Here is a 3,853-nt window from a genome sequence, read left to right as displayed (position 1 = left end):
ATAGCATCAATTAAATGCATAAACAGCTTAATATTTATATGTTTATGCTTAAATGAGGGCGGGTTTTAATCCGCCCTATGATGTCTAGTCTAAAACAAATCGAAATTCTACTTCAAATTTCGTCTCATTCAGACGGTACTCGTCTTTCAAATTCGGACCGCATGAATTAGAACCAATCCCGCTCATTTTATAGTCGATATTGAAAATCGTATAAGCCGATTCCACTAAATCATAACAGTGCGTTTTAGCGGTTAATTCTTCTGCAGTATAAGGTGAAAGATTGAAGCTAAACGGCTGATTAGCAGTTGCATACAAGCAGTCAAATTTCACATATTCGCAACCAAAATGGCTACCGTTTTCTTGCGGTTTAACATAATCGGTGTGATTTTGTTCAGCACAAGTTTTGTACACGCCCAATTTCGCTAAATGATGCTTATCGACATAGCTTTCCAATTCACCATAGCCAAAATATTCCGCTTCGCCGATATTTTTGGGTAAAGCAAAACGCAAGCCAAAACGTGGCAAGAATGGAAGATGTGCTGGACGTTGAGTTTGTACTTTCACCGAAAGTTGTCCATCTGCCAAAATTGTATAAACCAGATCAAGAGTTAAAATTCTGCCACGTGAAATCGACATAATTGCAGATTTTACATAAATCTTCACCGCTTGCTCGCTCACGTTCACCGCTGTTTCATAAGCACGCGTGTAAGCATTATCATAACCTGCATTTTGCCACGCCGCACGAATTAAACGGTCGTTGTCGGTTGGTGCTCGCCAAATTTGGAAATCTAACGGCTGCTCAATCAATGGCTCGCCTGCTTTCTCTATTTGGCTAAAAATCCCTTTCTGTTTATCGAAAAGATAGCGGTAATTTTTGTTGCAGATTTCAATATTTAATGTGGTTTCATTCACAGAAAAAGCTGTTTTTGTTGCTACAAGCGGTTGTTTTTTCAAACTATTTTGCGGATAGAGACTGATTTGGTCAAAGCCTAATTCGTGTTCCATTTCAATCAAATCGGTATCCCAATTCTGCGTGTAAGAGAGGTTGAGCAACCAATGCGAACCGTTGTTTTCAGGTAAGGCAATCGGCAGAACTACGCTTTTATGCGGTTCGCAATCTACTTCTAAAAATCCACCGCTTGTCGTGATGCCATTTTGCATAAATTCGTAATTCACTGTGAGCACATCGGCTAAATTGGTAAAGTCGAAGTAGTTATGCAGTACGATTTTGCCATCTTCAAAACGAGCACGCACAGGGCGATTCACATTTTTCACCTCTTTTAAATTGCTGTGCGGAATGCGGTCGGGTGAGACCAAACCATCCATACAGAAATTGCCATCGTGTGGGCTTTCACCGAAGTCACCTCCATAGCCAAATTGCCCGTTCTTATGATATGGTGCGTGGTCGCACCATTCCCAAATAAAGCCGCCACAAGATTGAGCGTAACGATGGAAAGTCTGCCAATAATCTTCCATATCTCCGTTCGAATTACCCATCGCGTGGCTATATTCGCACAGAATAAATGGCTTCGTTTTTAGTGTTTCACAATAGTGCTCAATATCTTCGGTTGAGCCATACATTTCACTGTAAAAATCCAAATTGGACAGGTCGTTTTGATGGGCAGAATGCTGATAAATTGAGCTTTCATAATGTACTAAACGGCTTGGATCGCGTTGTTTAACCCACGCTGCTGCCGATTCAAAATTCTCGCCATAACCCGATTCATTGCCAAGAGACCAAATAATCACCGAAGTGCGATTTTTATCGCGTTCTATGTTCGCTTGCTGGCGGTCTAAAATCGCCTTTTTGAAAGCAGGATTGCGGGCGAAATAGCAGAAATTGTCAATCGTATCTTGGCGAATGCGAGCCGTTTCAGGAACATTTTCGTGGTTTAAGAAAATGCTTGGCTCAGGCGTTTTCACCGCCAACATTGAAGCCCCATGTGCTTCCACATCACTCTCTGCAATAACATAAAAACCGTAGCGGTCACAAAGCTCAGTGAACCAAGGGGCATTTGGGTAATGGGCAGTTCGGATTGCGTTGATGTTGTGCTGTTTCATTAACTGCAAATCTTTCAATGCTTGTGCATAACTAATCGCATAGCCTGTTTTCGGATCGCTATCGTGGCGATTTACGCCCTTAAATTTAATCGGCTGATTATTAAAATAGAATACTCCCTCTTTGATTTCCGCTTTTCTAAAACCGATTTTTTGTACAATGATTTCATTTTCACTGCGCAAAATTAGTGTGTACAGCTGAGGGTTTTCTGCATTCCAAAGTTGCACATTTACAATCTTTTCGTTGAAACTCACCGCTTGTTTACGGAAAATAGAGATGTTTTCTGGTGAAAGCAGCTCTACCTCAAGCGGTCGATTTTCATTTGTAAATTGTAAATCAAGGGAAAGAATGGCTTCGTTTAAATCATCACTGAGTTCATAACGAACAAAGAAATCTTGCAAGTAGTTAGGTTCGCGTTCAAGCAAGTAAACATCGCGGAAAATGCCTGACATTCGGAATTTATCTTGGTCTTCTAAATAGCTGCCATCACACCATTTCAACACGACCACATGTAAGTGGTTTGTGCCTTGAGTGAGCAAATCGGTTATATCAAATTCACTGGTGGAATGGCTGATTTGGCTATAGCCAACAAATTGACGGTTCACATAGAGAAATAAGCAGGAATCTACGCCCTCAAAATTGAGTAAATAACGGTTGCCGTTTGGCTCAAATTGGAAAGTACGATGATACAACCCACACGGGTTTTGGTGTGGTACAAAAGGCGGATCGAAGGGGAACGGATAGTTGATATTAGTGTAGTGATGGTGGTCAAAACCGTGATTTTGCCAGTTAGACGGCACAGGGATTTTGTGCTCAAAGGTAGTATTCAAAAAATCTGCTGGTAAATCGTGATAGCTCGCGTAGTAGTTGAAATCCCAATCGCCATTGAGAAGCGTAAAATAAAGCGATTGCTCACGCGAATTTGTGGTTTCCAAAGATTGATGAGGAATAAAATAGGCGTGATGCGGCGTGGTGTTGATGTGAAGCGTGTTTGAGTCTTGGAAGTAATTTGGTAGAGGCATAGGTTTCTCCTAAAATAACATTATTTTCTCTCCTTTTTACAACCAATTTAGCTAAAATTCAAGCATATTATTGAGGGGGTAAGCTAAAATTTAGTGATAAAAAACTCTATTAACTTATAAAGTTAATAGAGTAATAAACTGATAAACAATTGATTATTTTACCACTTCAAATGCTAAGCCTTTGAAAACAATGTCATTGATTTGAATATCTAATCTGTAGTGCCCCACTGGATCTTCTTTAGTGAATTTCCAACAGCGGGTAAGATTAGTATTATCTTTAAACGTAACATTGCCTACAATTAAAAACTCTTTTTTATCTTCTGATGCAGTCACACTCATGCCTTCGGAAGTGAAAGTAGTTGCAGCTGGAGCATAGAACGCTTCAGCAAATTGTACTTTACCGCTTAATGGCACATTCACTGAAGACCAGCAAAGTTGCTGATTTTTACTTTGAGAGAGCTTATTTTCTGTCAGCGGGCGAGGTGTTTTTGAGCTAAAATCAAGCACTCTTAACACAACTGTTGGTTGTGCTGCTGGTGTATTTTCAGGTTTAATGTTTGTTTTAGTCGCAGCCATTGTAGTAGCTGAAAGCATAGCTAAGGTCACTATCATCATTTTTTTCATTGAACTTTTTCCTTTTTATCTAGGTGATTTTGTTGATATTGTTCTCTTAACTGACTTGCAACAATTTGGATTGCTTGTCCCATACTAATACCTTGTTGGACAAGCTTTTGAATTTCTTCAACCGCTTCTTGTTGTTGCTCGTGCGTTA

Annotated in this window: 3 protein-coding genes; all 3 read right to left on the bottom strand. The window is 40.0% G+C overall.

What is annotated here, in order from left to right:
* Nucleotides 1–84: 84 nt before the first annotated feature.
* Nucleotides 85–3,081 carry a glycoside hydrolase family 2 TIM barrel-domain containing protein gene (locus tag KH943_RS09560; protein ID WP_304110361.1) on the bottom strand — a complete coding sequence of 999 codons (2,997 nt, stop codon included), beginning with the start codon at nt 3,079–3,081 and terminating at the stop codon, nt 85–87.
* 153 nt (nt 3,082–3,234) lie between these two features.
* Nucleotides 3,235–3,705: a hypothetical protein gene (locus KH943_RS09555; RefSeq protein ID WP_304110360.1), complete on the bottom strand. Its 471-nt coding sequence runs from the start codon at nt 3,703–3,705 to the stop codon at nt 3,235–3,237.
* Nucleotides 3,702–3,853, bottom strand: a 152-nt coding sequence (locus tag KH943_RS09550) for a YoaH family protein (protein ID WP_304110362.1), incomplete at its 5' end; no start/stop codon positions are given. The genes KH943_RS09555 and KH943_RS09550, both read right to left, overlap by 4 nt.

Origin of the sequence: Haemophilus parahaemolyticus (assembly GCF_018373095.1) — a bacterium.
Taxonomy (GTDB): Bacteria; Pseudomonadota; Gammaproteobacteria; order Enterobacterales; family Pasteurellaceae; genus Haemophilus_A; species Haemophilus_A parahaemolyticus_A.
The sequence above is the reverse complement of the archived record's forward strand: the minus strand, read 5'-3'. Positions and strand labels throughout refer to the sequence as shown.